Raw genomic sequence first — 2,970 nt, 5'->3', positions numbered from 1 at the left:
CGCGGCAAGCGCGAGATGGTGGCGCAACGCCGGGGCGAGCGCGGCGATCGCGCCGGCATCGAGCCTGCCGCTCGCGGGGCGCGCGGCGGCGAACGGGATCAGATATAGCGCGTCGCGCGACAGCCCCATCGGCACGAGCATGCGATCGAACAGCGCCCCCGCCTCGCCCGAGAGCAGCGCGCCCGACGCGCGATCCTCGACTTCGGGCATATCGATGACGATCGCGGTGCCGCAGGCGGGATCGCCCAGCGCATCGAAACGCGCGGCGGGATGGCCGGGCAGCGACGCCTCGGCGAGCAGCCAGGCGCGGAAGGCGGCGAGATCGGCCGGGAAGGCGGCAGCCGGGAGCGTGGGAGCGATGGCCGCCGCGCTTCCGGTTGCCACGCTTTCGGCCGGCCCGATTTCGCTCGGGAGCGATAGCCGATCGGGCGCCAGCCAGTTGCGCGGACGCTCGTCGACGAACGTATCGACGCCCGCTTCCTGCCACCAATCGAGACTGCTCAACGCCAGCGCGGCCAGCATCTGCTTATTCCCCCGCGTCCCCTTAACGCGTTTCGACTAGGCAAATACTTGACGAGAAGGTCAATCTCGGCACACGCGATCTCGTGACGAGGCGTTCGGCGCACGCGATGACCGGACGAAACCGAGGGTAGAGGAATGCACGACCGCGAGTCGATGGAATATGACGTGGTGATCGTCGGCGCGGGGCCGGCGGGGCTTTCGGCCGCGATCCGGCTCAAGCAGCTCGCGGCGCAAGGGGACCGCGAGGTTTCGGTCTGCGTGCTCGAAAAAGGCTCCGAAGTCGGCGCGCATATCCTGTCCGGAGCGGTGATCGATCCGATCGCGCTCGACGAGCTGCTGCCCGACTGGAAGGAGGACGGCTGCCCGCTCGCCGACGTGCCGGTGACCGAGAACCATCACTGGTTCCTCTCGGCCAAGGGCAAGCTCGCGATGCCGCATCTGTTCACGCCGGGCTTCATGCACAACAAGGGCACCTATACGGGATCGCTCGGCAATCTCTGCCGCTGGCTCGCGGGCAAGGCCGAGGAGGCAGGCGTCGAGATCTTCCCCGGCTTCGCCGCCGCCGAGATATTGTTCGACGAAGACGGATCGGTGAAGGGCGTCGCGACCGGCGACATGGGGGTGGCGCGCGACGGCACGCACAAGCCCGATTTCCAGCCGGGCATGGAATTGCATGCGGGCTATACCTTCTTCGCCGAGGGCGCGCGCGGATCGCTGACCAAGGAGGTCAAGCGCCAGTTCGATCTGGAGCGCGATTGCGAGCCGCAGGTCTACGGCCTCGGCATGAAGGAATTGTGGGATATCGATCCCGCCAAGCACGTCCCCGGCCGCGTGATCCACACGCAGGGCTTTCCGCTGAATTCGGAGGTCGGCGGCGGCTTCCTCTACCATCAGGCGAACGGGCAGGTCGCGCTCGGCTTCGTCGTCGGGCTCGGCTACACCAATCCCCACCTCTATCCGTTCGAGGAATTCCAGCGCTGGAAGCAGCATCCGGCGATCCGCGCGATCCTCGAGGGCGGGCGGCGGATTTCCTATGGCGCGCGGGTGATCAACGAGGGCGGCTGGCAATCGGTGCCGACGCTCGCCTTTCCCGGCGGCGCGCTGATCGGCTGCTCGGCGGGCTTCGTCAATGTACCGCGCATCAAGGGCACGCACACCGCGATGAAGAGCGGGATGCTCGCGGCCGAGGCGGCCTATGCGGCGCTGGGCGCGGGGCGGCGGAGCGATACGCTGGACAGCTATCAGCCCGCGCTCGAGCAGAGCTGGATCGCCAAGGAACTGAAGGTCGTGCGCAACGCCGAGCCCGCGGTCGCCAAGGCCGGCCTGGTGGCGGGCACGGTGTGGGCGGGCATCGACATGTGGATGCGCAATTTCGGCTTGGGCCTGCCCTATACGCTGCACCATCACCGCGACAACGAAGGGCTGTGGCGCAAGGATCTGGTGCCGCCGATCGACTATCCCAAGCCCGACGGCGTGATCAGCTTCGATCGGCTCTCCTCGGTGTTCCTGTCGAACACCAATCATGAGGAGGATCAGCCGATCCACCTGACGCTCAAGGATGCGAGCGTGCCGGTGCGGATCAACCTGCCGCTCTACGACGAGCCCGCGCAGCGCTATTGCCCGGCGGGCGTCTATGAGATCGTCGGCGCCGAGGAGGGCGATCCCCGGTTGCAGATCAACGCGCAGAATTGCGTCCACTGCAAGACCTGCGACATCAAGGATCCCACGCAGAACATCAACTGGGTGGTGCCCGAGGGCGGCGGCGGGCCCAATTATCCCAACATGTAAAATCGCGCGGAGAGCGGCTGTGAGACGGGTATTGCTGCTGGGCCTGTTCGCTCTGTCCGGGCCGGGGATGGCGTCGGCGCCCGCGCCGTCCAACGACGCGCTCTACGTGCGGTTTCGCGCGGCGGAGGCGGCGGGGGATCTGGCCGGCGCGAGCACGCAGATGGCGGCGCTGCTGGCGACCGACGGCAGCAGCACGACGCTGGCGCAGCGCGCGTTCCGGCAGGGGATAGCGGCGGGCGACGAGGCGCTGGCGGTCACCGCCGCCAAATTGCTCGACAAGCAGCAGCAACTGCCGCCCGACGGGCCGCTGCTGTTCGCGGTGGAGGCGATCCGCGCCAAGGATTGGGCGGGCGCGCGCCGGCAGGTCGCGCGGCTGAACGGCGGCAAATTGTTCGCGTTCCTCGTGCCGTTGCTCGATGCGTGGATCGCGGTGGGGGCGGGCGACGGCGATCCGCTGCAGATCCTCGAGGCGTCGCGCGGCGGCGGCCTCGGATCGGCCTATTACGGCTCGACGCGCGCGCTGCTGCTGCTGGCGACGGGGCAGGTGGACGCGGGCGTCGAGGCGATCCGGGGGCAGGCGGCGTTCGGCGCGCGGATGAAGATCATCGCCGCCGCCGAACTGGCGCACGCCAACCGGCCCGACGAGGCGATGGCGCTGCT

The 2,970-nt window shown here is 68.6% G+C and carries 1 protein-coding gene and 2 pseudogenes; 2 read left to right on the top strand and 1 reads right to left on the bottom strand.

Annotated features, from left to right (window positions below):
* Positions 1-522: pseudogene (locus tag HUU94_RS11830) on the bottom strand (uracil-DNA glycosylase); the annotation flags it as partial.
* A gap of 135 nt (positions 523-657) precedes the next feature.
* Here HUU94_RS11830 and HUU94_RS11825 point away from each other — a divergent pair.
* Positions 658-2,310 (top strand): electron transfer flavoprotein-ubiquinone oxidoreductase, encoded by a 1,653-nt coding sequence (locus HUU94_RS11825; protein ID WP_174275272.1) that lies wholly within the window; start codon positions 658-660, stop codon positions 2,308-2,310.
* 19 nt (positions 2,311-2,329) lie between these two features.
* Positions 2,330-2,970: pseudogene (locus HUU94_RS11820) on the top strand (tetratricopeptide repeat protein); the annotation flags it as partial.

This window comes from Sphingomonas bacterium, assembly GCF_903644055.1.
In the GTDB taxonomy this organism is placed as follows: domain Bacteria; phylum Pseudomonadota; class Alphaproteobacteria; order Sphingomonadales; family Sphingomonadaceae; genus Sphingomonas_I.
The sequence above is the reverse complement of the archived record's forward strand: the minus strand, read 5'-3'. Positions and strand labels throughout refer to the sequence as shown.

Bases quoted from the DNA above. Each gene is read 5' to 3' on its own strand.
- HUU94_RS11825 (WP_174275272.1), top strand. From the start codon at position 658: ATGCACGACCGCGAGTCGATGGAATATGACGTGGTGATCGTCGGCGCG.